The sequence below is a fragment of the Streptomyces roseochromogenus subsp. oscitans DS 12.976 genome (assembly GCF_000497445.1).
GTDB classification, from domain to species: Bacteria; Actinomycetota; Actinomycetes; order Streptomycetales; family Streptomycetaceae; genus Streptomyces; species Streptomyces oscitans.
In genome coordinates this window covers 1,211,887-1,235,164 of sequence record NZ_CM002285.1, presented here as the reverse complement: position 1 = coordinate 1,235,164, position 23,278 = coordinate 1,211,887, and the positions used below count along the sequence as shown (strand labels likewise).

Annotated in this window: 17 protein-coding genes and 1 pseudogene; 15 read left to right on the top strand and 3 right to left on the bottom strand. The window is 71.2% G+C overall.

Annotation, left to right across the window (positions count from 1 at the left end; translation table 11 throughout):
• The first annotated feature begins 38 nt into the window (after window positions 1-38).
• Genes M878_RS55580 through M878_RS55560 form a run of 5 tightly spaced genes read left to right on the top strand, consistent with a single transcriptional unit; the run spans window position 39 to window position 6,448 of the window.
• A complete protein-coding gene (locus M878_RS55580; protein WP_023545158.1) occupies window positions 39-1,388 on the top strand; it encodes an MFS transporter in 1,350 nt (449 codons plus the stop codon).
• Window positions 1,381-3,489 carry a molybdopterin oxidoreductase family protein gene (locus M878_RS55575; RefSeq protein ID WP_023545157.1) on the top strand — a complete coding sequence of 703 codons (2,109 nt, stop codon included), beginning with the start codon at window positions 1,381-1,383 and terminating at the stop codon, window positions 3,487-3,489. Before M878_RS55580 ends, M878_RS55575 begins: the two co-directional genes overlap by 8 nt.
• The gene (locus M878_RS92115) at window positions 3,486-4,355 is read left to right on the top strand and encodes a (2Fe-2S)-binding protein (RefSeq protein WP_023545156.1); all 870 of its coding nucleotides are present in this window, start codon (window positions 3,486-3,488) and stop codon (window positions 4,353-4,355) included. The genes M878_RS55575 and M878_RS92115 overlap by 4 nt, the downstream gene beginning before the upstream one ends.
• On the top strand, window positions 4,352-5,548 hold the full coding sequence (locus tag M878_RS55565) for an NAD(P)/FAD-dependent oxidoreductase (protein ID WP_023545155.1): 1,197 nt from the start codon (window positions 4,352-4,354) through the stop codon (window positions 5,546-5,548). Before M878_RS92115 ends, M878_RS55565 begins: the two co-directional genes overlap by 4 nt.
• Window positions 5,549-5,563: 15 nt before the next feature.
• Window positions 5,564-6,448 carry a 2-hydroxy-3-oxopropionate reductase gene (locus M878_RS55560; protein ID WP_023545154.1) on the top strand — a complete coding sequence of 295 codons (885 nt, stop codon included), beginning with the start codon at window positions 5,564-5,566 and terminating at the stop codon, window positions 6,446-6,448.
• 294 nt (window positions 6,449-6,742) lie between these two features.
• On the opposite strand, the gene M878_RS55555 is transcribed toward M878_RS55560, so the two are convergent.
• The gene (locus M878_RS55555; protein ID WP_023545153.1) at window positions 6,743-7,507 is read right to left on the bottom strand and encodes a crotonase/enoyl-CoA hydratase family protein; all 765 of its coding nucleotides are present in this window, start codon (window positions 7,505-7,507) and stop codon (window positions 6,743-6,745) included.
• A 60-nt stretch (window positions 7,508-7,567) separates the two neighbouring features.
• Window positions 7,568-8,542: a lysylphosphatidylglycerol synthase transmembrane domain-containing protein gene (locus M878_RS55550; protein ID WP_051430066.1), complete on the bottom strand. Its 975-nt coding sequence runs from the start codon at window positions 8,540-8,542 to the stop codon at window positions 7,568-7,570.
• A gap of 162 nt (window positions 8,543-8,704) precedes the next feature.
• On the opposite strand from M878_RS55550, the gene M878_RS55545 reads away from it, so the two are divergent.
• The 5 genes from M878_RS55545 (at window position 8,705) to M878_RS55525 (ending at window position 17,108) form a co-directional block, all read left to right on the top strand.
• Window positions 8,705-10,615 carry an ABC transporter ATP-binding protein gene (locus tag M878_RS55545; RefSeq protein WP_023545151.1) on the top strand — a complete coding sequence of 637 codons (1,911 nt, stop codon included), beginning with the start codon at window positions 8,705-8,707 and terminating at the stop codon, window positions 10,613-10,615.
• 162 nt (window positions 10,616-10,777) lie between these two features.
• Window positions 10,778-12,136, top strand: a complete 1,359-nt coding sequence (locus tag M878_RS55540) for a lectin (RefSeq protein WP_023545150.1) — start codon at window positions 10,778-10,780, stop codon at window positions 12,134-12,136.
• Between the two features lie 24 nt (window positions 12,137-12,160).
• Window positions 12,161-14,365: an RICIN domain-containing protein gene (locus M878_RS55535; RefSeq protein WP_209445496.1), complete on the top strand. Its 2,205-nt coding sequence runs from the start codon at window positions 12,161-12,163 to the stop codon at window positions 14,363-14,365.
• Window positions 14,366-14,526: 161 nt separating this feature from the next.
• Window positions 14,527-14,688 (top strand): hypothetical protein, encoded by a 162-nt coding sequence (locus M878_RS55530; RefSeq protein WP_158692644.1) that lies wholly within the window; start codon window positions 14,527-14,529, stop codon window positions 14,686-14,688.
• A gap of 20 nt (window positions 14,689-14,708) precedes the next feature.
• Complete coding sequence (locus M878_RS55525) at window positions 14,709-17,108, top strand: glycoside hydrolase family 65 protein (RefSeq protein ID WP_051430197.1); 2,400 nt, start codon at window positions 14,709-14,711, stop codon at window positions 17,106-17,108.
• Window positions 17,109-17,114: 6 nt separating this feature from the next.
• Here the strand turns inward: M878_RS55525 and M878_RS55520 are convergent, their stop codons facing one another.
• Window positions 17,115-18,164, bottom strand: coding sequence for a bifunctional class I SAM-dependent methyltransferase/NUDIX hydrolase (locus tag M878_RS55520; protein ID WP_023545146.1), 1,050 nt, complete (start codon window positions 18,162-18,164; stop codon window positions 17,115-17,117).
• Between the two features lie 140 nt (window positions 18,165-18,304).
• Here M878_RS55520 and M878_RS55515 point away from each other — a divergent pair, with 140 nt between their 5' ends.
• From M878_RS55515 to M878_RS47075, 5 genes and pseudogenes are all read left to right on the top strand, one after another.
• Entirely contained in the window at window positions 18,305-18,949 is a 645-nt protein-coding gene (locus M878_RS55515; RefSeq protein WP_023545145.1) for a methyltransferase family protein, read from the top strand.
• Between the two features lie 238 nt (window positions 18,950-19,187).
• Window positions 19,188-19,655, top strand: coding sequence for a dihydropteroate synthase (locus M878_RS92110; protein ID WP_078630577.1), 468 nt, complete (start codon window positions 19,188-19,190; stop codon window positions 19,653-19,655).
• 378 nt (window positions 19,656-20,033) lie between these two features.
• Entirely contained in the window at window positions 20,034-21,845 is a 1,812-nt protein-coding gene (locus M878_RS55505; protein ID WP_023545142.1) for an amino acid adenylation domain-containing protein, read from the top strand.
• Window positions 21,846-21,893: 48 nt separating this feature from the next.
• Window positions 21,894-22,847 carry a chlorinating enzyme gene (locus M878_RS55500; RefSeq protein ID WP_023545141.1) on the top strand — a complete coding sequence of 318 codons (954 nt, stop codon included), beginning with the start codon at window positions 21,894-21,896 and terminating at the stop codon, window positions 22,845-22,847.
• A pseudogene (locus M878_RS47075) lies at window positions 22,847-23,278 on the top strand (alpha/beta fold hydrolase); the annotation flags it as partial. The gene M878_RS55500 and the pseudogene M878_RS47075, both read left to right, overlap by 1 nt.

Sequence of the window (23,278 nt, the reverse complement as noted above, 5' to 3'; positions counted from 1 at the left end):
CCCCGCCAGAGGCGGGCCGCTTCCACGAAAGGACTCTGATGACGCCACGCAGCGGCTGGCTGAATGACTGGAACCCCGAAGACGAAGACGCCTGGGCAGCCGGCGGCCACAAAGTGGCGCGCCGCAACCTGATCTACTCCGTGGCCTCGGAGCACGTCGCGTTCTCGGTGTGGACGCTGTGGTCCGTACTCGCGCTGTTCATGCCCCCCGAGGACATCACCCCCAGCCAGAAGTTCCTGCTGGTCACCACCCCCACGGTGGTGGGGGCGCTGCTGCGGCTGCCGTACAGCCACGCCGTCACCCGCGTGGGCGGCCGGAACTGGACGGTGCTGGCCACCGCCCTGCTGCTGGTGCCCACGGCCCTGGCCGTTTTCTTCGTCCAACGGCCCGGCACCCCGCTGTGGGTGCTCGTGGCGGTGGCAGCGGTCGCCGGGGTCGGCGGCGGGAATTTCGCATCGTCGATGACGAACATCACCGCGTTCTACCCGCAGCGGCACCAGGGCTGGGCGCTCGGCCTGAACGCAGGTGGCGGCAACCTCGGCGTCGCGGTGGTCCAGCTGCTCGGCCTGGCCGTCGTGGCGCTCGCCGGAGTGAGGCATCCCGCCTACGTGGCGATCGTCTACCTGCCGGTCATCATCGTCACGGCGCTGCTGTGCGGCCGGTACATGGACAACGCCGCGGCCGTCCGCACCGCCCCCGGGGCACTGCGTGAAGCCGCCCGGGACCGCGACACCTGGCTGATCTCCGGCCTGTACGTCGGCACGTTCGGGTCTTTCATCGGCTACGCGTTCGCGTTCGGGCTGGTGCTGCAGAGCCAGTTCGGCGCCACGCCGATGCAGGCCGTCTCCTACACGTTCCTCGGCCCGCTGCTCGGCTCGTTCTCGCGCCCGTTCGGCGGCTGGCTCGCCGACCGGCTGGGCGCGGCACGCGTCACCTTCTGGACTTTCCTGGCCATGGGTGCCGGCACGGGTCTGCTGATTCTCGCCGCGCACCACCGTCAATTCGGGCTGTTCGTGGCAGGGTTCACCGTGCTGTTCGTGCTCACCGGCATGGGGAACGGCTCCACGTACAAGATGATCCCTGCCGTGTTCGCTGAGAAGGCCGAACGGCAGGTGACCGGCGGTGCGGACGCCGCTGACGCGTTCGCTCGGCAGCGGCGTCTGGCCGGGGCGGTCGTCGGCATCGCCGGAGCGATCGGCGCCCTCGGGGGCGCGGCCGTCAACGTCGCCTTCAGGTTCTCCTACAGCGGACACCACGCCTCCGGCATCCCCGCTTTCGCCGTGTTCATCGGCTACTACGCGGCATGCATGGTGCTGCTGCGGGCGGTGTACCTGAGCCGCAGGCCGACCGCCCAGGACGCCCCGGATCAGGAGCCCGTACGTGTCTGAGCTGCCTGGCCCGATACCGGAGACGGACACCCACTGCCCCTACTGCGCGTTGCAGTGCGGCACGCGCCTGTACGGCGACCGGGAGCTGGGGGTGAAAGCCCAACCGCTGGCCGGTTTTCCCGTGAACGCGGGCCGGTTGTGTCAGAAGGGCTGGACCGCACCAGAGCTGCTGAACACCGCCGACCGTCTCACCCGGCCTCTGGTGCGCCACCGTGGACGGCTCGTGCAGGCCTCCTGGGAGCAGGCCCTGGACACCGTCGCGGGGCGGCTGCGCGCGCTGCGGTCCGAGAGCGGTCCCGACGCGGTGGCGGTGTTCGGCGGCGGCGGTCTGACCAACGAGAAGGCGTACCTGCTGGGCAAGTTCGCCCGAGTCGCCCTCGGCACGAGCCAGATCGACTACAACGGCCGCTGGTGCATGTCCTCGGCCGCCGCGGCCGGCAACGCCGCATTCGGTATCGACCGGGGCCTGCCGTTCCCCGTCACCGACTTGCGTGATGCGCAGGTGGTGCTGCTGGCGGGGGCCAACCCCGGCGAGACCATGCCTCCGCTGATGCAGCACCTGGAGCAGGCGGAGCTGATCGTGTGCGATCCGCGTCGCACGCCAACCGCTCAGCGTGCCGCGCTCCACCTGCAGCCCTCGCCCGGAACCGACCTCGCCCTGGCGCTCGGGCTGCTGCATGTCGTGGTGACGGAAGGCATGGCGGACGGGAGCTACATACGGGAGCGCACACACGGGTTCTCCGAGGTGGCCGACTCCGTCCGGGCGTGGTGGCCGGAGCGCACGGAGCAGGTCACCGGAGTCCCGGCTCGCTCGATCCGGCGCGCGGCCCGCATGCTGGCCGGAGCAGACCGTGCCTATGTGCTGACCGGGCGCGGCGTGGAACAGCACTCCAAGGGCACCGACACGGCTCAGGCGTTCATCAATCTGGCGCTCGCGCTGGGGCTGCCCGGCCGGCCCGGTGGCGGATACGGCTGCCTCACCGGCCAGGGCAACGGCCAGGGCGGCCGGGAACACGGCCAGAAGGCCGACCAGTTGCCGGGCTACCGGTCGATCGCGGATCGGCACGCGCGCGCTCACATCGCCAGGGTATGGGGCGTCATGCCGGAGGAGCTGCCGGGGCCGGGCCGCAGTGCATTCGAGCTGCTGGACAGCCTCGGCACCCCCGAGGGGCCGCGCGCGCTCCTGGTGTTCGGCTCCAACCCGGTCGTGTCGGCCCCTCACTCCCGCCGCATCGCGGAGCGGCTGGCCGCGCTGGACCTCCTGGTGGTGGCGGACTTCGTTCCCTCCGAGACCGCCCGCCTGGCCGACGTGGTGCTGCCCGTCACACAGTGGGCGGAAGAGGAAGGCACTCTCACCAACCTGGAAGGGCGCGTACTGCGCCGCCGCGCCCTCCTCACCCCGCCGCCCGGAGTACGCAGCGACCTGGAGGTCCTGCAGGAGCTGGCGGTGCGCTTCGGGCAACCCGCCGACCGTTACCCCACCGATCCGAGGCAGGTTTTCCAGGAGCTGCGGGCCGCCTCCAAGGGCGGCCGAGCCGACTACGCCGGTATCACCTACGAGCGTCTGGACGCGGGGGAAGCCCTGCACTGGCCCTGCCCCAGCACGGACCACCCAGGCACACCGCGCCTGTTCGTCGAACGGTTCGCGCACGCGGACGGCCGCGCGCGGTTCCTGCCGGTGGACCACCGTGACCCGGCGGAAGACCTCAGTGACGCCTTCCCGCTGTATGCCACGACCGGACGGGTGCTGGCGCAGTACCAGTCCGGTGCGCAGACCCGCCGCATACGGGAACTCAACGAGGCCGCGCCCGAGGCGTTCGTGCAGGTGCACCCGGACACTGCTGCCCGCCACGGCCTCACCGACGGCGCACCGGCCCGCGTCGTCTCGGCGCGCGGCAGCATGATCGCCTCGGTCCGCCTGGATCCCACCATGCGGCTGGACACCGTGTTCGTGCCCTTCCACTACGTGAAGGAAGGCCGCGCCAACAACCTCACCAACCCGGAGCTCGACCCGCGCAGCGGCATGCCGGAATTCAAGGTCTCAGCCGTCCGTATCGAGCCGGCAGAAGTCGAACCAGCAGAAAGGGAACCAGCATCGTGACCGCCCTCCTTGATCCCGGCGCTCTCGCGTGCGAGGCAGGGGTCATCCCCATCCGCACCGCGGAAGACTGCGCCGGCCTCACGCCCACCCGGGCCCTGGTGTGGGGAGGCGGCGCTCTGGCCGTCGAGGTGGCGAGCGCCCTCGCCGCACGGGGCATCCGTACCAGCCTGGTCTGTACACAGCCGAACCCCCTGCACGATCTGCTGGGAGACACAGCGAGCGGCATGCTGACCGCGCACCTGGAACAGGCGGGCATCACCGTGCTCGGCTCGGCGAGCCCCCTCCGATACAGCGATGGCCGCCTGTCCCTGGCGGACGGCAGCGCCCTGTCGACCGACGTGCTCCTCCTCGCCCGCGACACCACCGGGCCCGGTGAGCCGCTACGGCTGCGCAGCGCAGTAGTGGACGTCGCCTGCCTGGGCGAGCCCGATGCGGCCGAAGGCCCTGGTGTCCGGCAGATCACTCTCACCGACCCCGGCCGAAACCGCTACGCCCGGCTCGCCGTCCGCGACGACAAGATCGTGGCCGCCGTACTCGTGGGGCTCCCGCAGGCCATCGCCACGCTCGGGCTGCTGCACCGGCGTGGCCAGTACCTGCCCGCGGACCGGCTCGGGCTGCTGCTCGACCTGCCGGCACGCCCCGCCTCCACCGACACCGGTTCCGGGCAGCTGGAGGACACGGTGATCTGCTTGTGCAACAACGTGTCCCGCCGCACCCTCGCCGCCGCCTGGCAGGCCGGAGCGCGCACACAGACCGCACTGGCGACCGCGACGCGGGCCGCCACCGGCTGCGGCGGCTGTGGCCCCACCGTTCAGGAACTGTGTGGCATCTGGGCCGCCGAACCGAAGGAGGGGAGCGCGGCGTGAACCGCACCCTGGTGATCGTCGGGCACGGCATGGTCGGGCACAGGCTGGCGGAGGAAGTGCTGGCGCTCGACGAAGACGGACAGTGGCGCATCGTCATCCTCGCGGAGGAGAACGATCCGGCGTACGACCGCGTCGGGCTGTCGGGCTATCTGGACGGCAAGAGCAAGGCGCACCTCACCCTCGCGGGAAGGGACTTCCTGAACCATCCCCGCGTTGATGTGCGGCTGGGCTGTTCCGCCACAGGCGGCGTCCCGGCCGACAGGACCATCCGGACCGCCGACGGCGAGACACTGGCGTACGACGCGCTCGTACTGGCCACCGGCTCACGCCCGTTCGTGCCGCCTGTGCCCGGCCACGATCTTCCCGGCTGCTTCGTGTACCGCACCTTCGACGACCTGGACGCCATTCGTGCCGCCGCCCGGCCCGGCAGAGACGGCCTCGTGGTCGGCGGGGGCCTCCTGGGCCTGGAAGCCGCCAACGCTCTCAGGCTGCTGGGCATGCGCCCCCACGTCGTGGAGACCGGCCCCCACCTGATGCCCGCACAGCTCGACGCCGGGGCAGCCGAGGTGCTGCACCAGCACGTCACCGGACTCGGCGTCGCGGTGCACTGCGGCACCGCCATCGCCGGCATCGCCCCGCACACCGACCGAACCATACGGTCCGCCACCCTGGCCAACGGCACGGTCGTCGAAACCCCGTTGGTCGTTTTCGCCGCCGGGGTAAGGCCCCGCGACGAACTCGCCCCCGCACTCGGGCTGGAGCGTGCAGACCGGGGCGGCATCCTCACCGACGGCTACTGCCGCACCAGCGAGGAGCGCATATGGGCCGTCGGCGAGTGCGCCGCCCTGCAGGGGCGCAGCTACGGCTTGGCCGCCCCCGGTTACCGCATGGCCGGCAGCATCGCCCGCCAGCTCCTCGGCCAGGAGACCGAGCCGCTGGGGGACATCGACACCTCCACCACGCTGAAACTCCTCGGCGTCAGCGTCGCCACCTTCGGCACCACCCGCCACGAGGGTGCCATGGCGGCGGTGTTCGCCGAGGACACCCGCTACGCCAAGGCTCTCCTGCATCCCGACACCGGCGCGCTGCTCGGCGGAATCCTCGCCGGTGAAACCGGCTCCCGCAGCGCGCTCCAGCCGTTCATCGGACAGCCGCCGCCCGCCGACCTCGAACAACTGCTCCTCCCCACCTAGGTAAGGGACCTCACCATGACGACGATCGCGTTCATCGGCCTGGGCACCATGGGCTCCCCCATGGCCGTCAACCTCGCCAGAGCCGGATACACCGTCCGCGGCTACAACCGCACCCCCGGCAAAGCCACGCCGCTGCTGGAAGCAGGCGGCGCAGCCTCCAGCACGGTCAAGGAGGCCGTCGAGCCGGCTGATGTGATCATCACGATGCTCCCGGACTCGCCGCAGGTCGAGCAGGTCGCCTGCGCCTCCGACGGCATCCTCGCCAACGCCCGGCACGGCGCGTTGTGGATCGACATGTCCACCATCGCGCCCCAGGCTGCCGGCAAGCTCGCCGAGGCAGCTGCCGAGCACGGACTGCGCGCCCTGGACGCCCCCGTCGCAGGCGGCGAGGTCGGAGCGATCGAGGGCATTTTGTCGATCATGGTCGGCGGCGAGGCGGCCGACTTCGAGGAAGCCCGTCCTGTCTTCCAGGCCCTTGGCCGGACCGTCGTTCACTGCGGCACCCACGGCATAGGCCAGACCGTGAAAGCCGCCAACCAGCTGATCGTCGCTGTCAATATCCAAGCCTGCGCCGAGGCCGTCGTGTTCCTGGAGAAATCCGGCGTCGACCTGGAAGCAGCCCTCGACGTGCTGAACGGCGGCCTTGCCGGCTCGACCGTCCTGACCCGCAAAAGGAACAACTTCCTCCAGCGGGACTACACCCCCAGCTTCGCCATGGCCCTGCATCACAAGGACATGGCCATCGCCACACGCGCCGCACGGGAAGTCGGAGCCGTCATCCCCCTGGGCGCCGCGGCCGCACAGCTGATCGCCTCCGCTGTCTCCCGCGGAGACGCCAGCCTCGACCACTCTGCCATGCTCCGCACGGTGGAACTCCTCAGCGGCCACCCCCGGCCGTAGACGGCACACACCCCGACCGGTTCGTACCGTGCTTCTCCTGGTGGAAGCGGAGAAGGCCGGCACGACCGGCTGGGGAGAGGCATCGAGCAAGAACATGCCGCAGACGGGCGCCCGCTGTGGCGCCGTGGAGGACGGCCGTGGCGAACCCGCGGTACCGGGCGCTCGTCTCGATGCTGGTGCGGCCCGAGGACTCCCCTCACGGCACCCGAGGACTCCCCTCACGACACCTGGGCGCTGACCGTCAGGCTGAGTCGGACCGGTTCGAGTTCGAGCCCCTGGTCGTGAGGAACCGGGTCACAGGTCCGTGAAGGACCCGTGCCGGCCGGCGCCCGAGGCGAAGCGGGCGGCGCCGTCCGTGCTCCGCGCCAACACGCCCATGCCGTGGCGGAGTTCAGTGAGCAGGGCCGTCTCCTCGTCCAGTCCCTGCTGGTCGAGGACCGACGCGCGGTCGCTGCGCAGGCAGGCCTGTGGGAAGCGGGCGAGGTCCGCCGCCAGTGCCTCGGCCTCGGCGCGGGCGTGTCCCGTCGGGACCACGCGGTTGGCGAGCCCCATGTCGTACGCTTCGCGGGCCGGGACCGACCGGCCGGTGAGGATCATGTCCATGGCGCGGCTGGTGCCGATCAGCCGGGGCAGCCGTACCGTGCCGCCGTCGATCAGCGGCACGCCCCAGCGGCGGCAGAACACCCCGAACACGGCGTCCTCCTCCGCGACCCGCAGATCGCACCACAGGGCCAGTTCAAGGCCGCCCGCCACCGCGTGCCCGGCGACGGCGGCGATCACCGGCTTCGACAGCCGCAGCCGCGTCGGCCCCATCGGCGCGTCGCCGTCCCCGGCCACCCGGTTGCCGCGTTCCGTGCCGATCGCCTTCAGGTCGGCCCCCGCGCAGAACGTGCCGCCCTCGCCCCACAGCACCGCCACCCGGGCGGCGTCATCAGCCTCGAACTCACGGAAGGCGGCGGCGAGTTCGGCCGCCGCTGGCCCGTCCACCGCGTTACGGGCCTCCGGCCGGGAGAGGACGACGGTGGTGACGTACTCCTTGCGCTCCACGCGAACCGGCATGGGGCCCTCCTTGTTGTGGCCTTGTTGTGGCCTTTTTCTGGTGCGGAAGGCCACTGTGCCTCAGATGACCTTGAACCGGACCAGCGCCCCCAGCGTCAACGCACCCGGCACCAGCGGCACCCAGACCGTGATGATGCGGTAGGCCAGCACCACCGCCGTGGCGACCGCCGCCGGGCCGCCCACCGCGACCAGGGCCACGATCAGCGCCGCCTCGACCGAACCGAGCCCGCCCGGTGTGGGTACCAGTGCCACCGCGACGGTCGCCGCGAGGTAGGCGAGCGCCATGTGCGCCACCGGCACCGGCAGCCGCAGCGCCTGGCCCACCGCGGCGAGACCAGCCGCCTGCAGCGCGGGGAAGGCCAGCGAGCCGCCCCACAGGGCCAGGGCGCGGGCCGGCCGGGTGTGCACCGACCGCGCCTCGCCGAGGGCGTCCCGCACGAACGCGACCACCCGCCCGCGCAGCGGTCGTACCAGCGCCACCACGGCCGCCGCCACCGCCAGCAGACCGGCCGCGCCCAGCAGCAGCGGGAACGCCGAGCCGTCCGGCAGCAGGGGGCCGAGCCGCAGCGCGTCCGGGAAGGCGAGCAGCAGCGCCGCCAGCAGACCGAGCCGGCCCACGGACTCGGCCAGCAGATACAGGGCGAGCGCCGCCGAGGAGCGGGCCAGCGGTACCCCGCACACGGTCATGAAACGCAGGTTCACCGCACCCGCGCCGAGCCCGGTCGGCAGCAGATGGTTGGCCGAGCCCGCCGCGAACTGGGTGGCCAGCAGCCGCGCCTTCGGCAACGGCTGCATCACCGCGCCCTGGCGGGTGAACGCGGCGGCCACCCAGGTCAGACACGTGGCGCCGGCCGCCGCGAGCAGCCATGGCCAGGAGGCGGTGCGCAGCTGGCCGAAGCCCTCGGCGAGCAGGGCGCGGTTGCGTACGGCGACCACGGCGACGAGCACGAGCGGCACCAGGCACAGCACCTGACGGACGGGGACGCGACGGGGGAGTCGTCCCCGAGGCCATGGGGGAAGCGGGACGGCAGTCACATCCGCAGAGGCTTTCCGCGCCACCCCAACTGCGGATGGCCGACGCGGGGACGGCGGCTTACAGACTGTGGTCATCGGAGCCTTTCGGGGCTGCGGACAGGGTGAAAAGAGACCCACATTGACCTCAACGAAGCTTGAGGTTCTACGTTCTCTCCCATGAGCATGGAAACCACCGCATGGACGCAGCTGCACAGCGTCATGAACGCACAGTCCGAGCGCCGTCCGTTCGACCGCGGCACGCTGCGCCGTATCGCCGCCTTCGCCCGCCCGCACCGCGCGGGCATCGTCCGGTTCGTACTGTTCGGGGTGGTGACCGCACTGCTCGCCGTGGCCACCCCCGTGCTCGCCGGCCGCGTCGTCGACGCGATCGTGGCGGGGCACGACTCCGGCCGGGTCGTCCGGCTCTCCCTGCTCATCGCGCTCGTCGCGCTCGCCGAGGCGGGGCTCGGCATCCTCGGCCGGCGGCTGTCGGCGACGCTCGGGGAGGGACTCATCCTCGACCTCAGAACGGCTGTGTTCGATCATGTGCAGCGCATGCCCGTCGCGTTCTTCACACGGACTCGTACGGGAGCGCTGGTCAGCCGTCTCAACAACGATGTGATCGGCGCCCAGCGGGCGTTCGCCAACACCCTGTCCGGCGTGGTGAGCAACCTGGTCACCCTGCTGCTCACCCTCGCCGTGATGCTCACGCTGTCCTGGCAGATCACCCTGCTCGCGCTGGTGCTGCTGCCGGTGTTCGTGCTGCCCGCCCGCCGCATGGGCACCCGGATGGCCGGCATGCAGCGGGAGGCGGCCGCGCTGAACGCCGCCATGGGCACCCGGATGACCGAGCGCTTCTCCGCCCCCGGCGCCACCCTGGTCAAGCTGTTCGGCCGCCCCGAGGAGGAGTCTGCGGAGTTCGCGGCCCGCGCCGCCCGCGTCCGGGACATCGGGGTGCGCACGGCGACCGCGCAGTCGGTGTTCATCACCTCCCTCACCCTGGTCTCCGCCCTCGCGCTGGCCCTGGTCTACGGCCTCGGCGGCTGGTTCGCGCTGCACCACACCCTGCAGGCGGGCTCGGTCGTCTCGCTCTCGCTGCTGCTGACCCGGATGTACGCCCCGCTCACCGCGCTCGCCGGCGCCCGGGTCGAGGTGATGAGCGCCCTTGTCAGCTTCGAGCGGGTCTTCGAGGTGCTGGACCTCAAGCCGCTCATCGAGGAGAAGCCGGACGCCCGAGAGGTCCCCGAGGGACCGGTCGCCGTCGAGTTCGACGACGTCCGCTTCTCCTACCCGTCCGCCGACCAGGTCTCCCTGGCCTCCCTGGAGGAGGTCGCCGCCCTCGACACCCGCGGCGGCTCCGAGGTCCTGCACGGCATCTCCTTCCGCGCCCAACCCGGCCAGACCGTGGCCCTCGTCGGCTCCTCGGGCGCCGGCAAGTCCACCATCGCGCAGCTGCTGCCGCGCCTGTACGACGTCGACGCGGGCGCGGTCCGTATCGGCGGGGCCGATGTGCGCGACCTGACCGCCGCCTCCCTGCGGGCCACCCTCGGCATGGTCACCCAGGACGGTCACCTCTTCCACGACACCGTCCGCGCCAACCTCCTCCTCGCCCGGCCCGACGCCACCGACGAGGACCTCTGGGCCGCGCTCGGCCGCGCCCGGCTCGCCGAGGTCGTACGGTCCCTGCCCGAGGGCCTGGACACGGTCGTCGGCGAGCGCGGCTACCGGCTCTCCGGCGGCGAACGCCAGCGGATGACCATCGCCCGGCTGCTGCTGGCCCGGCAGCGCGTGGTCATCCTCGACGAGGCCACCGCCCACCTGGACAACACCTCCGAGGCGGCCGTCCAGGAGGCCCTCACCGAGGCCCTGGAGGGGCGTACGGCCGTGGTGATCGCCCACCGGCTGTCCACGGTCCGGGCCGCCGACCAGATCCTGGTCGTCGAGTCCGGCCGGATCGTGGAACGCGGCACGCACACCTCGCTCTTGGCGGCCCAGGGGCGGTACGCGGAGCTGTACCGGACCCAGTTCGCCCGCGAGACCGCCACGCCGGAAGGGGAGACGCCGGCGTCCGCGGGGGAGACGGCGACGGTCTGAACCGGCGCCTGCGACGGGGACGGCACCGCCTTTATCGCTTGACCTCTTGACTCCACTGGTCCGGACCTTTAGCTTCACGCCTTAAATAAAGCCTGCGGACACCCCAACGCCCGCTGTGTTCAGCGGCGTTGGGCCGCCCCCCACGCGAAAGGCCACCCGCGCATGGCCAGACCCCTCCCCGCGGCAGTCTCCCTCGGCGTCCTCGCGCTCTCGGCCGGACTGCTCACCGCTGCCCCCGCCCAGGCCGACACAGGCACCATCACCGGGCTCGCCGGCAAGTGTCTCGACGTCGCCGGGGCCAAATCCGCCGACGGCACCCCCGTCCAGCTCTACGACTGCAACGGCACGAACGCCCAGCAGTGGACGGTCGGCTCCGACGGCACGATCCGCGCCCTCGGCAAGTGCCTGGACGTGACCGGCAATTCCACCGCCGACGGCGCCAAGGCGCAGCTGTGGTCCTGTACCGGCGGCGCCAACCAGAAATGGGCCGTCACCGCCGCCCACGACATCGTCAACCCCCAGGCGAACAAGTGCCTGGACGTCACCGACGACAACCCCGCCAACGCCACCCGGATCCAGATCTGGAGCTGCGGCGGCGGCGCCAACCAGAAGTGGAACGCACCCTCGGCGGACAGCGGCACCACCCCGTCCGCGCCGATGGCCGTCGCTCCGTACCTGTACAACGGCTGGGGCAGCCCGCCGGACCCCACCACCATCACGCAGGCCACGGGCGTGAAGTGGTTCACCCTCGCCTTCGTGCTGAGCAACGGCTACTGCGACCCGCAGTGGGACGGCAGCCGCCCGCTGACCGGCGGAGTCGACCAGCAGACCGTCAACACCGTGCGGGCGAACGGCGGTGACGTCATCCCGTCCTTCGGCGGCTACAGCGGCAACAAGCTGGAGAGCTCCTGCTCCAGCGCGGGCGAACTCGCCGCCGCCTACCAGAAGGTGATCAGCGCCTACGGCCTGAAGGCGATCGACATCGACATCGAGGCCGACGCCTACAGCAGCGCCACCGTGCAGCAGCGGACCGTGGACGCGCTGAAGACGGTGAAGGCGAACAACCCCGGCCTGAAGGTGTACATCACCATCGGCACCGGGCAGTCCGGCCCCGACACCAGCCTCATCAACCGGGCCGCCTCCTCCGGGCTGACCGTGGACGCCTGGGCCATCATGCCGTTCGACTTCGGCGGCGCCGGACAGAACATGGGCAACCTCACCACGCAGGCCGCCGAGGGCCTGAAGAACGCGCTGAAGTCCGCGTACGGCTACAGCGACGACCAGGCCTACCGAGACATGGGCATCTCGTCGATGAACGGGATCACCGACCAGAACGAGACGGTCACGGTGAACGACTTCCGCACCATCCTCGCCTACGCCCAGCAGCACCACCTGGCCCGGCTCACCTTCTGGTCCGCCAACCGCGACCGCCCGTGCACCGGCGGCCCCGCCGACAGCTGCTCCGGCGTCACCCAGTCCGACTGGGACTACACCCGCGTCTTCGCCGGCTACACCGGCTGAACCCCGGCTCCCAAGGAGAACCCTGTGCCTCCCCTTTCCCGCCGCCGTAGATCCGCGGTGGTCGCCCTGATCGGCGCAGCGGCCGCCTGTGTGCTCACCGCCGGGCCGACACCCCTGCTCAAGGCCGCGTCCGCGCACGCCGCCACGGCCCTGCCCACCGGCTTCGCCACCGTCATCAACGCCGCGAGCGGCAGGTGCCTGGACGCCAAGGCCGCGGCCACCGCCAACGGCACCGTCGTCCAGCAGTACGCGTGCAACGGCACCGCCGCCCAGCAGTGGAGCTTCACCGACGCCGGCAACGGCTACGTCCACATCGACAACCGCAACAACACCAGCCAGGTCGTGGACGTCACGGACGTGTCCACCGCCGACAACGCGCCGATCCAGCTGTGGAGTTACGGCGGCGGCGCCAACCAGCAGTGGCACGCCGTGGACGACGGCGGCGGCGCCTTCCGCTTCGTCAACAAGAACAGCGGCAAGTGTCTGGACGATCCGGGCGCCTCGCTCGCCGACAGCACGCAGTTCGTGCAGTACACCTGCAACGGCACCGCCGCCCAGCGCTTCCAGGTGGTCCCCGTGACCCAGTCCACGAGCGACCCCGACCTCGGCCCGAACGTCGTCGTCTTCGACCCGTCGATGTCGTCCTCGGCCATCCAGAGCAAGCTGGACACCATCTTCAAGCAGCAGGAGACCAACCAGTTCGGCTCCCAGCGCTACGCCGTCCTGTTCAAGCCCGGCGCCTACAGCGCCGACGTCAACGTCGGCTTCTACACCCAGGTGCTCGGCCTCGGCCTGAGCCCGGACGCGGTCTCGATCAACGGCGCCGTGCACGCGGAGGCCGACTGGTTCCAGGGCAACGCCACGCAGAACTTCTGGCGCGGTGCCGAGAACCTGTCGGTCAACCCCACGAACGGCGGCGACCGCTGGGCGGTCTCGCAGGCGGCGCCGTACCGCCGTATGCATCTGCGCGGCAACCTCGCCCTGGACGACGGAGGCTGGTCCTCCGGCGGCTACCTCGCCGACAGCAAGGTCGACGGGCAGGTCAACTCCGGCACCCAGCAGCAGTGGCTGACCCGCAACTCCCAGCTCGGCAGCTGGACCGGGTCCAACTGGAACATGGTGTTCGTCGGCAGCCAGGGCGTGCCGAACACCAGCTTCCCCAACCCTCCGTACACCACCGTGGCGCAGAGCCCGGTCACCCGTGAGAAGCCGTTCCTGTACGTCGACGCCTCCGGAAACTACCAGGTGTTCGTACCCTCGGTGCGCTCCAACGCGACGGCCACCAGCTGGGCGGGCGGCAGCCCGCAGGGCAGCTCCCTGCCGCTGAGCCAGTTCTACGTCGTCAAGCCCGGCGCCACCGCCGCCCAGATCAACGCGGCCCTCGCGGCCGGGCAGAACCTCCTCGTCACGCCCGGCGTCTACCACCTCGACCAGACCCTGAAGGTGACCCGCCCCGACACGGTCGTCCTCGGCCTCGGACTCGCCACCTTCGTCCCGGACAACGGCATCACCGCGATGACCGTCGCGGACGTCGACGGCGTCAAGATCGCGGGCCTGCTCTTCGACGCCGGCACCATCAGCTCGAAGACCCTGCTCGAGGTCGGGCCGGCCGGCTCCACCGCCTCCCACGCGGCCGACCCGGCCTCCCTGCACGACGTCTACTTCCGCGTCGGCGGCGCGGGCGTCGGCAAGGCGGCCACCGGTCTCGTCGTCAACAGCGGCAACGTCATCGGCGACCACATGTGGATCTGGCGCGCCGACCACGGCAGCGGAGTCGGCTGGACCAGCAACACCGCCGACACCGGGCTCACGGTCAACGGCAACGACGTCACCATGTACGGCCTGTTCGTGGAACACTTCCAGAAGTACCAGGTGATCTGGAACGGCGACGGCGGCCGCACCTACTTCTTCCAGAACGAGATGCCCTACGACCCGCCGAGCCAGTCCGCCTGGATGAACGGCTCCACCAAGGGCTACGCCGCTTACAAGGTCGCCGACACGGTCACCAGCCATCAGGCGTACGGCCTCGGCAGCTACTGCTACTTCAACGCCGACCCGAGCGTCAGCGCCGACCGGGCGATCGAGGCACCGGACAACCCGAACGTCACCTTCACCAGCATGGTCACCGTCTCCCTCGGCGGCACCGGCACCATCAGCCACGTCATCAACGGCACCGGAGGCCCCTCGAACTCCTCGGCCAACGTGGCGGACCTGCCCCGCTACCCGTGAGTGAGGGGGTGGCTCTCCGGACGCGCGAGGCGCCGTAGCGCGGTCACCCGGTCCGCACACCGCCACGGCCCGCCCGGAAGGCCGCCCCTGCGCCGATCCGCGTCACCTGTATGGCCCCCCTCGATGTCACCCCCCGGCTGCCGCAGCCGCACAATCAGCCCATGGAGCCGCACACCGGCACGGCCCACCGGGACGTGGACCGGCTCACCGTGTGCACCTCCGGCCAGGGCGGTACGACCGTGCGGTCCCTCCTCGCCGGGCGCTCCGCACTGCCCGGAGCCCGGATCACCCCGACCGGGGCCGGTCCGCCGGCCGGGGGGTGACCGGCGTGGGGGTGACCGGTATGGGGCCGACCGGTATGGGGCCGACCAGCATGGGGCCGACCTGGGAGTACGACGGCTACCGGCCCGAGGAGGAGCGCCTGCGGGAGTCGCTGTGCACCCTGGGCAACGGCTACTTCGCCACGCGTGGGGCGCTGCCCGAGTGCACCGCGGACGACATCCACTACCCGGGCACCTATGTGGCAGGCTGCTACGACCGGCTCACCTCCGAGGTCGCCGGACGCCGGGTCGAGAACGAGGACATGGTCAACCTGCCCAACTGGCTGCCGCTGCGCTTCCGCATCGCGGGCGGCGCCTGGCTCACCCCGGACACCGCCCCCGTCACCGAGCACCATCAGGTCCTCCACCTCGACCCCGGCCTGCTGGAGCGCCGTACCGGCTACGGCCTGCCCGACGGCGGTACCCTGCACGTGCGCCAGCTGCGCCTCGTCCACATGGCTGACCCCCATCTCGCCGCGCTGCGCACGGAGTTCACCGTCGAGGGCGACGACGTCGAGCTGGAGGTCGAGGCCGCGCTCGACGGACGGGTCACCAACGCCGGCGTGGACCGCTACCGGGACCTGGACGGCCGGCACCTCACCCAGGTACAGACCGGCACCACCGCCGCACCCGGCACGGTCTGGCTGCGCTGCCACACCCGTACCTCCCGCATCGAATGCGGCCTCGCCGCCCGGCTGACGGCCGACGCGCCGGTGACCGCGGTGTATGAGCCGGAGCGGGCTGTCCAGCACATCAGAGTGCGTCCGGCGCCCGGCCGAACCGTCACCGTCGACAAGACCGTCGCGCTGTACACCTCGCACGACCCCGCCATCGGTGACCCGCTGGACGCGGCCCTCGACCACGTCGCCGCCGCCCCCGACTTCGACGCGCTGCGGGAGGCCCATGCCACGGCGTGGGAGCAGCTGTGGCGGCGCACCGCGCTGGAGGTCCCCGGCGAGGAGGGCAGCATCCTGCGCCTGCACCTGTTCCATGTGCTGCAGACCCTCTCGCCGCACACGGCCGACCTCGACGTGGGCGTCCCCGCGCGCGGGCTGCACGGCGAGGCTTACCGCGGCCATGTCTTCTGGGACGAACTCTTCGTCCTGCCCTACCTCAACCTGCACCTCCCCGAGGTCTCGCGCGCCCTGCTCCACTACCGCCACCGCCGCCTGGACGCCGCCTGCCAGGCGGCCCGCGAACTCGGCCGGCGCGGGGCGCTCTACCCGTGGCAGAGCGGCAGCGACGGCCGCGAGGAGACCCAGCAGCTCCATCTCAACCCCCGCTCCGGCCGCTGGCTGCCGGACCACACCCGGCTCCAGCACCACGTCGGCTCGGCGGTGGCCTACAACATCTGGCAGTACTGCGAGGCGACCGGCGACACCGACTTCCTGCACGGCGAGGGCGCCGAGATGATGCTGCACATCGCCCGCTTCTGGGCGGACTCGGCCCACTACGACGCCCACCTCGGCCGCCACCGCATCCGGGGCGTGGTCGGCCCCGACGAGTACCACGACGCCTACCCCGGCGCCGAGGCACCGGGCCTGGACGACAACGCGTACACCAATGTCACCGCCGCCTGGGTGCTCACCCGCACCCTGGAACTGCTCAGCGCCCTGCCCGAGCCGCGCCGCCAGGAACTCATCGAGAGCGCCGGACTGGAGGAGGACGAGCCCGCCCGCTGGGAGGCCGTCTCCCGCACCCTCCATGTGCCCTTCCACGACGGGGTGATCAGCCAGTTCGAGGGCTACGGCGATCTCGCCGAACTGGACTGGCACGGCTACCGCATGCGGTACGACGACATCCGGCGCCTGGACCGGATCCTGGAGGCGGAGGGCGACACCGTCAACCGGTACAAGGCCTCCAAACAGGCCGACGTCCTGATGCTCGGCTACCTCTTCTCGGCATCCGAACTCCGTTCCCTCTTCCACCGGCTGGGCTATCGCCTCGACGAGCGGACCTGGAGCGCGACCGTCGACCACTACCTGCACCGCACCAGCCACGGTTCCACCCTCAGCGGCCTGGTCCACGGCTGGGTCCTGGCCCGCGCCCGCCGCGCCGACGCCTGGGCCTTCGTCCAGGAGGCGCTGAGCGGCGACATCGCCGACCTCCAGGGCGGCACCACCGGAGAGGGCATCCACCTCGGTGCGATGGCCGGCAGCCTGGACCTCGTCCAGCGCGGACTGACCGGCCTGGAGACCCGAGGCGGCGCCCTCTGCCTCGACCCCGTCCCCCTCCCCGAACTCTCCTCCTACGGCTTCTCCATCCGCTACCACGGCCACTGGGGCGTCCACCTACGGCTGCGCAGCAGCCTCCTGGAAATCGCCGTACCCTCCTCCGACCGCGGCCTCATCGACGTCTGCCTGCGCGACCGTGTGGTCCCGGTGGGCCCAGGCGAAACAGCCCGCCTGGCGGTGACCGAGTGAGCCCGCTCAGCCCTCCACCACCCGGTACCGATGCACGGGCGGCAGCCCCGGCAGCAGCCCCGGCCACACCGTGTCCAGCACGTGCGCGCTCGGCGTGAACAACGGCCGCCCGAGCAGTGGCAGATCGTCGACCTCGTGCCACTCCCAACGGCGGATCAACTGCGGTTCCGTGACGACCGGTTCACCGGTGAATGCGGTGACCCGGACGGCGGCCGTCACCCGGGGGATGCCGTGCACGCAGTCCATCAGGATCGCCCGCACCTGTGCCGCGGCCGGGTCGGCCTTGAGGGACGTCTCTTCCTGAAGCTCACGTACCGCCGCCGCGGCGAAGTCCTCCTCCGCGTCGTTCTTGCCGCCGGGCAACTCCCAGACGCCCCGCACCGACCAGCCCAGCAGCACCCGCCCCGCCGCATCCGTGACGACGACACCGGCGCCGGTGAGGGCGTGCGGGGAGGGGCGACCCTTGCCGGCGTACGCGAGGAGAGCGGGGGAGGGGCAGGGGTCGCGCAGGACGAGCAGCGCCAGACCGTCGGCGTCGTACCGCTCGAACGTTTCCCAGCCCGCGCCGAGCATGGCGATCTCTTCCTCGTCCAGCGCGATACCGCGCCGGTCCTCCGGTACGGCGTCGGCCGTCGGCGTGATCACGCACAGCGCCCCGCCGGGACGCAGCCGCTCACGCAGCCGGTTCAGCACCCGGGTGCGGTCGCGAACGAAGGCCCAGCCGAGGCGCATCGTGATCAAGTCGTAGGAGGGGTGGGGGAGTTGATCGAGATCGTCCCGCTCGATGTCCAGGCGGCGGTACGTCACGCCGGTCACGCCGGCGCGCCCGGCCTCCGTGAGCGCGGCGGCGGACCAGTCGACTGCGTCCACCCGACAGCCGGACCTGGCCAGATACCGGGCGAGTTCGCCGAGCCCGCAGCCGATGTCCAGAGCGAGCCCGCTCGCGGGCGCCGGGACGTGTTGCGCCAGCAGCCGGCGCTCGGTATCCCCCAGCGGGCGGAACCGCCCGCCGCCCGCGTAGTGCGCGTCCCACGCCTCAGGTTCTGCTTCTGTCACCGGGCCTCCTCGGCTGGTCGTTTCCATGGACGACGGAGTTGAATCCTGGGTTCTCCATCCGTGGATGGAGACAGCAGGGGCTCTCTCCATCGACCCGTGGGTGGTGGTGATCCACTGTCCTCGCGGCGCAGCATGGAGGCATGGGCACTCTTCACTCGGCACTCGTGCTGATCACCGCCGTCTGCATGGTGGTCTTCGTCGCGGCCTGGATCGCAGGCGCTGTCTACTTCGGCGTGAAGAGCCACAGAGGTATGCGCGGCTGGGTGCGCGGACTGCGGCGCACGCTGCCGCGCCGGCTGATGCTGACCGCGGGCGTCGCCGTCTTCTACACCCTGATCGGGCGCAGCGGCGGCTTCTGGCGTCACCTGCAGTACTGGCAGCCCGAGCTGGCGGTACTGGGCGTCCTGCTCGCGATAGCCTCGACCGCCCTGCTGCTGTGGGCTCGCTGGGTGCTGGGCACGATGTGGGCCGGCATCCCGACGGTCCAGGAACACCATGAGCTGCGGACGGACGGGCCCTACCGGCTGGTCCGCCACCCCATCTACTCCGGCCTGCTCGGCCTGGTCGTCGGCGCCATGCTGGCCCGCGGCTTCGGCGTCTGGATCGCGTTCCTGGCGGTCGCCGTGCCCTGGCTGCTGTGGCGGGTCCGGATCGAGGACGGCCTGATGGCGGGGCAGTTCGGCCCCGCCTACGACGCCTACCGCGCCGACGTCCCGGCACTCATCCCCCGCATACGCCCCGCCGCCCGCTTCGGCCCCCGCCATGCCGGGAGCGAGCAGCGCTAGCCCCCCAGCGGACCGGCAGCCGGCTACGGCAGCACTCTGACCTCCAGCAGGATGTGCTGGACTGCCAGTAGAGCCCCGGCCCACCAGCTGAACGACGACGCGCCGGCCGAGGCGGCGACCGCCATCCGGCCCTGGATCCGAAGACGGCTGACCGGCGGGGCGGCAGACTGCAGTAAGGCGCGTCCGTCGCCGCCGAGGTCGGTACGGCTGAAACCGCTTGTGGAGGATGGAGAATCTCATGGCCCCTCTGGCCATCGGTGAGCCCGTGCCGGTGAGCGACCGCCGTGGACCGCTGCTCGTCGGCATCGTCAACATCACGGAGGACTCGTTCTCCGACGGCGGCCGCTACCTGGACGCCGAGGCGGCCGTCCGGCACGCGCTGCGACTGCGGGCGCAGGGGGCCGACATCGTCGAGCTGGGCCCGGCCGGGAGCAACCCGGACTCCGCACGCGTCCCGACGCAGCAGGAGTGCGCCCGCCTGACGCCCGTGCTGGACCGCCTGGCCGCCGAGCACATCCCGTCCTCGGTGGACTCGTTCCTGCCCGAGACGCAGCGCTTCGCCGTGACGGCACGCTGCGGGCTCGTGGTCATGCACTCGGAAACGGCTCTCACCCTTCTGAAGATCCGGCCATGCCACTGCTCTGCCGTCACACTCCTGCCCGTCCCGCAGGCCGTCTTTCTGAATAGGAACTTCCGGAAACAATGATCTCCGGTTGAACATCGAAATGGCCGAAATCAATTCGCCGACTCGCCGATCATTCCGAAAACAGGCGAATTCCCGCCAGTGGCTTGATAGTTGCCCCTTTCTTTCGTTGGGATGGTCTGAGTCTGCCCAGGTCCTGTCCGAGTTCCCGAATCTCGTGTGGCGTGCATTACGTCGTGAGGGAGTGTCTCCGAGGCATGCTCAGGGAAGAGGAAGCACCGTGGTCCGAATGTGCCCGCGTAGTATGCTGAACGAGCCATGAGGCGCAGACGTATTCAGGCGCGCCTTTTCTGGAGATCACCACATGGTGGCGCGCGCTCGCACCGGCACTTCGCAGGCCCATGGGGCCGGATACAGTCCGTCGAACAGGATTGAATCAGAGTGGAATCAGGGGAACGCACACTCACCGAGCTGTTCGAAGATGTCGTCGCACGGTTCCCGGACCGGGTGGCGGTGACGGCCGAAGACCGGGAACTCACCTATCAGGAACTCGATCACCGGGCGGCAGCGGTCGACCGGCGGCTGCGGAAGGCGGGTGTGGGGACCGGTTCCCTGGTCGCCCTGCTCGTCCCGCGCACCAGCAGACTGGTGGCCGGACTGCTCGGCATCCTCAAGTCCGGTGCCGCCTATGTCCCCTTGGACCCCGGCTATCCGCGGGAGCGGATCGCCTGGACCCTCAAGGACAGCGGCGTCACCCACCTCGTCACCACCCACGAACTCGCCGAGCCGCTGGGCGACTTGGGCGTCGGTTTCGTCGTCCTCGACGAGTCGGCCGCCGCGTCGGAGCCGCCCGCCACGGCCGGCCCGGGCGATCTGGCCTATGTGATCTACACGTCCGGATCAACCGGCGTGCCCAAGGGCGTCGAGGTGGAACACCGCAGCGTGGTCCGGCTGTTCGACGTCACCCGGGACTGGTACGGCTTCGACGAGCACGACGTCTGGTCGCTGTTCCACTCCGTGGCCTTCGACTTCTCCGTATGGGAGGTCTGGGGCGCGTTGCTGTTCGGCGGGCGGCTCGTGGTCGTATCGCAGGAGTCCGCCCGGTCCCCTGAGGCCTTCCATGAACTGCTGCGGGAGCAGGGGGTGACGGTTCTCAACCAGACACCGTCTGCGTTCGTCCGGCTGGCCGCCGTCGACGAGACGGCCCGGCATCCGCTGACCGCCCCGCGCGTCGTGGTGCTCGGCGGGGAGCGGCTGGAACCCGCCGCCCTGCGTGGCTGGTTCGACCGCCATGGGGGCGAACGGCCGCGTCTGGTCAACATGTACGGCATCACCGAGGCGACCGTGCATGCCTCCTACCGACCGGTCACCGCGGACGACATCAGCGCACCAGGTGTCAGTCCGATCGGTGTGCCGCTGCCGGACCTCGGCTTCCATGTGCTGGACGAGCACGGCCGGCCGGTGGCCGACGGTTCCCCGGGCGAGCTGTATCTGTCCGGGCCGGGGCTGGCCCGCGGCTATCTGGGGCGCCCGGAACTGAACAAGGAGCGGTTCGTCGAAGTCCCCGGCCCGGCCGGGACGCTGCTGCGCTGCTACCGCACCGGCGACCGCGTGATCGCACTGGCCGACGGCGGCTACGGCTATCTCGGCCGCGCCGACGACCAGATGAAGATCCGCGGCTACCGGATCGAGCCCGGCGAGATCGAGGCCGTCCTCGTGCAGCACGCGGAGGTTTCGGCGGCCGTGGCGGTCGCCCATGACTACGGCGCCGGGGACCTGCGCATCGTCGCCTACGTAGCGTCCGGCACCCCCGCGGACGCCCTCGCGCCCCGGCTCGGCGAGCGGGCCGCGGCCGTCCTGCCGCCGCACATGCGCCCTTCGGCATACGTCGTCCTGACCGAACTGCCGCTCACGCTCAACGGCAAGGTCGACAGGGCCCGGCTGCCCGCGCCGACCGCCGAGGCCGCGCTCGCCCCGGTCGCCGTCGCCCCGGACACAGCCTGCGAACTCAGCGGCAGCGAGCGGCGGATCGCCCTGATCTGGCAGTCCGTCCTGGAACTGCCCGAGGTCGGCCGGGACACCGACTTCTTCGACCTCGGCGGCACCTCGCTCTCCCTGCTGCGTATGTTCGGCCAGGTCAATGAGGAGTTCGGCACGGACCTGGACATCACGGTGCTGATCGAGGGAGCGACGGTCGAGGCCCTGGCCCGCCATGTCGACGCGGCGCTGTCCGGCACGGCCCCGACGGCCTGAGGTGCGGGCGCACCGGCCTGCCGCACCACTTCCACCACGGAGGGACGCATGAGCACCATGCCCGATTTCACGCTGAGCCCCGAGGACCTCGCCGCTTTCCACCGCAACGGCTACGCGGGTCCGTTCACGCTGTACGAGCCGGACGAGATCAAGAAGAGCTGGGGCCGTACCCGGCTGGAGCTGCTCGATCGCAGCGCGGCGGCCTACAGCGACGACGCGGCGGTGTCGGCGGCGACGAACATCTCCAACTACGACCGTCACCTCGACCACGCCTTCCTGGCCGAGCACATCACCCGGCCGGAGATCGTGCACCGCGTCGCCTCGGTGCTCGGCCCCGATGTGCTGTGCTGGCGCACGGAGTTCTTCCCGAAGCACCCGGGCGACGAGGGAACCGACTGGCACCAGGCGGACACGTTCGCCAACGCGTCGGGCACCCCGCAGATCCAGTGGCCGGGCGGCTCTGACTTCGGCGGGACGATCACGGTGTGGTGCGCGTTCACCGAGGCGAGCGCCGAGATGGGCTGTCTGCAGTTCATCCCGGGCACCCATCGCACGATGTTCTACGACGAGACGAAGCGGATGCACTACGCGCCGGACCAGAACACGAGCGTGGAGAAGGACGGTGTGCGCCGCGGGTTCTTCGGCTACGACTACCGTGAGCTGCAGATCGACCCGGACTGGAAGCCGGACGAGTCCCAGGCCGTCTCGATGGAGATGCGGGCGGGGCAGTTCATCATGTTCTGGTCCACCCTGATGCACGCCTCGCATCCGCACCAGGGCCTCACCCGGGACATGCGGATGGGGTTCGCGGCTCGCTATGTGCCCACGTCCGTGGAGATATACCCCGGCACCGACGAGATCGAGGAGTACGGCGGCCGGGTCAGCCTCGACCGGTACGGCGCGGTCCTGGTCAGTGGCGCCGACAAGTACGGCCACAACCGCATCGCCACCCGCACCACCCGCGACCACCCCTTCGTGACCCAGTCGCCGGCGGGGGTCTGATGCCGACGCCGTCCGCGGCGGGCGGCAGGCCCGGCGACGGCTCGCCGGTCGCGCTCGCCCACGCCCTGCTGGACACCGCGTCGATCACCCGCGCCGTACCGGACCGCATGCGGGTGGTGCCCGCCGAACCGCTCCCCGCCGGGGCCCTGCCGCCGGCCCAGGAGCTGCTCGACCGGATGACCCGCGCCCTCGGCGTGCCCGAAGTCGAGGTGGTGGGCGAGCCGGACGGGCTGACCGCGGTGGAACTCGCGGTCAGCCGGCGGCTGGCGCTGCGCGCACCCGGCGCCGTCGCCGACGGCGAGCGGGAGCAGGCGGCACGGTCGGCGCTCGCCGCCTTTCCCGGGCCGGCCGTGCTGGTGCCCGCGCGGGACGGTACGCCGCTCAGGTGCTGGGTCGCCGGCCCCGAGGACGCGTCGGCCGTCGCCGTCGTC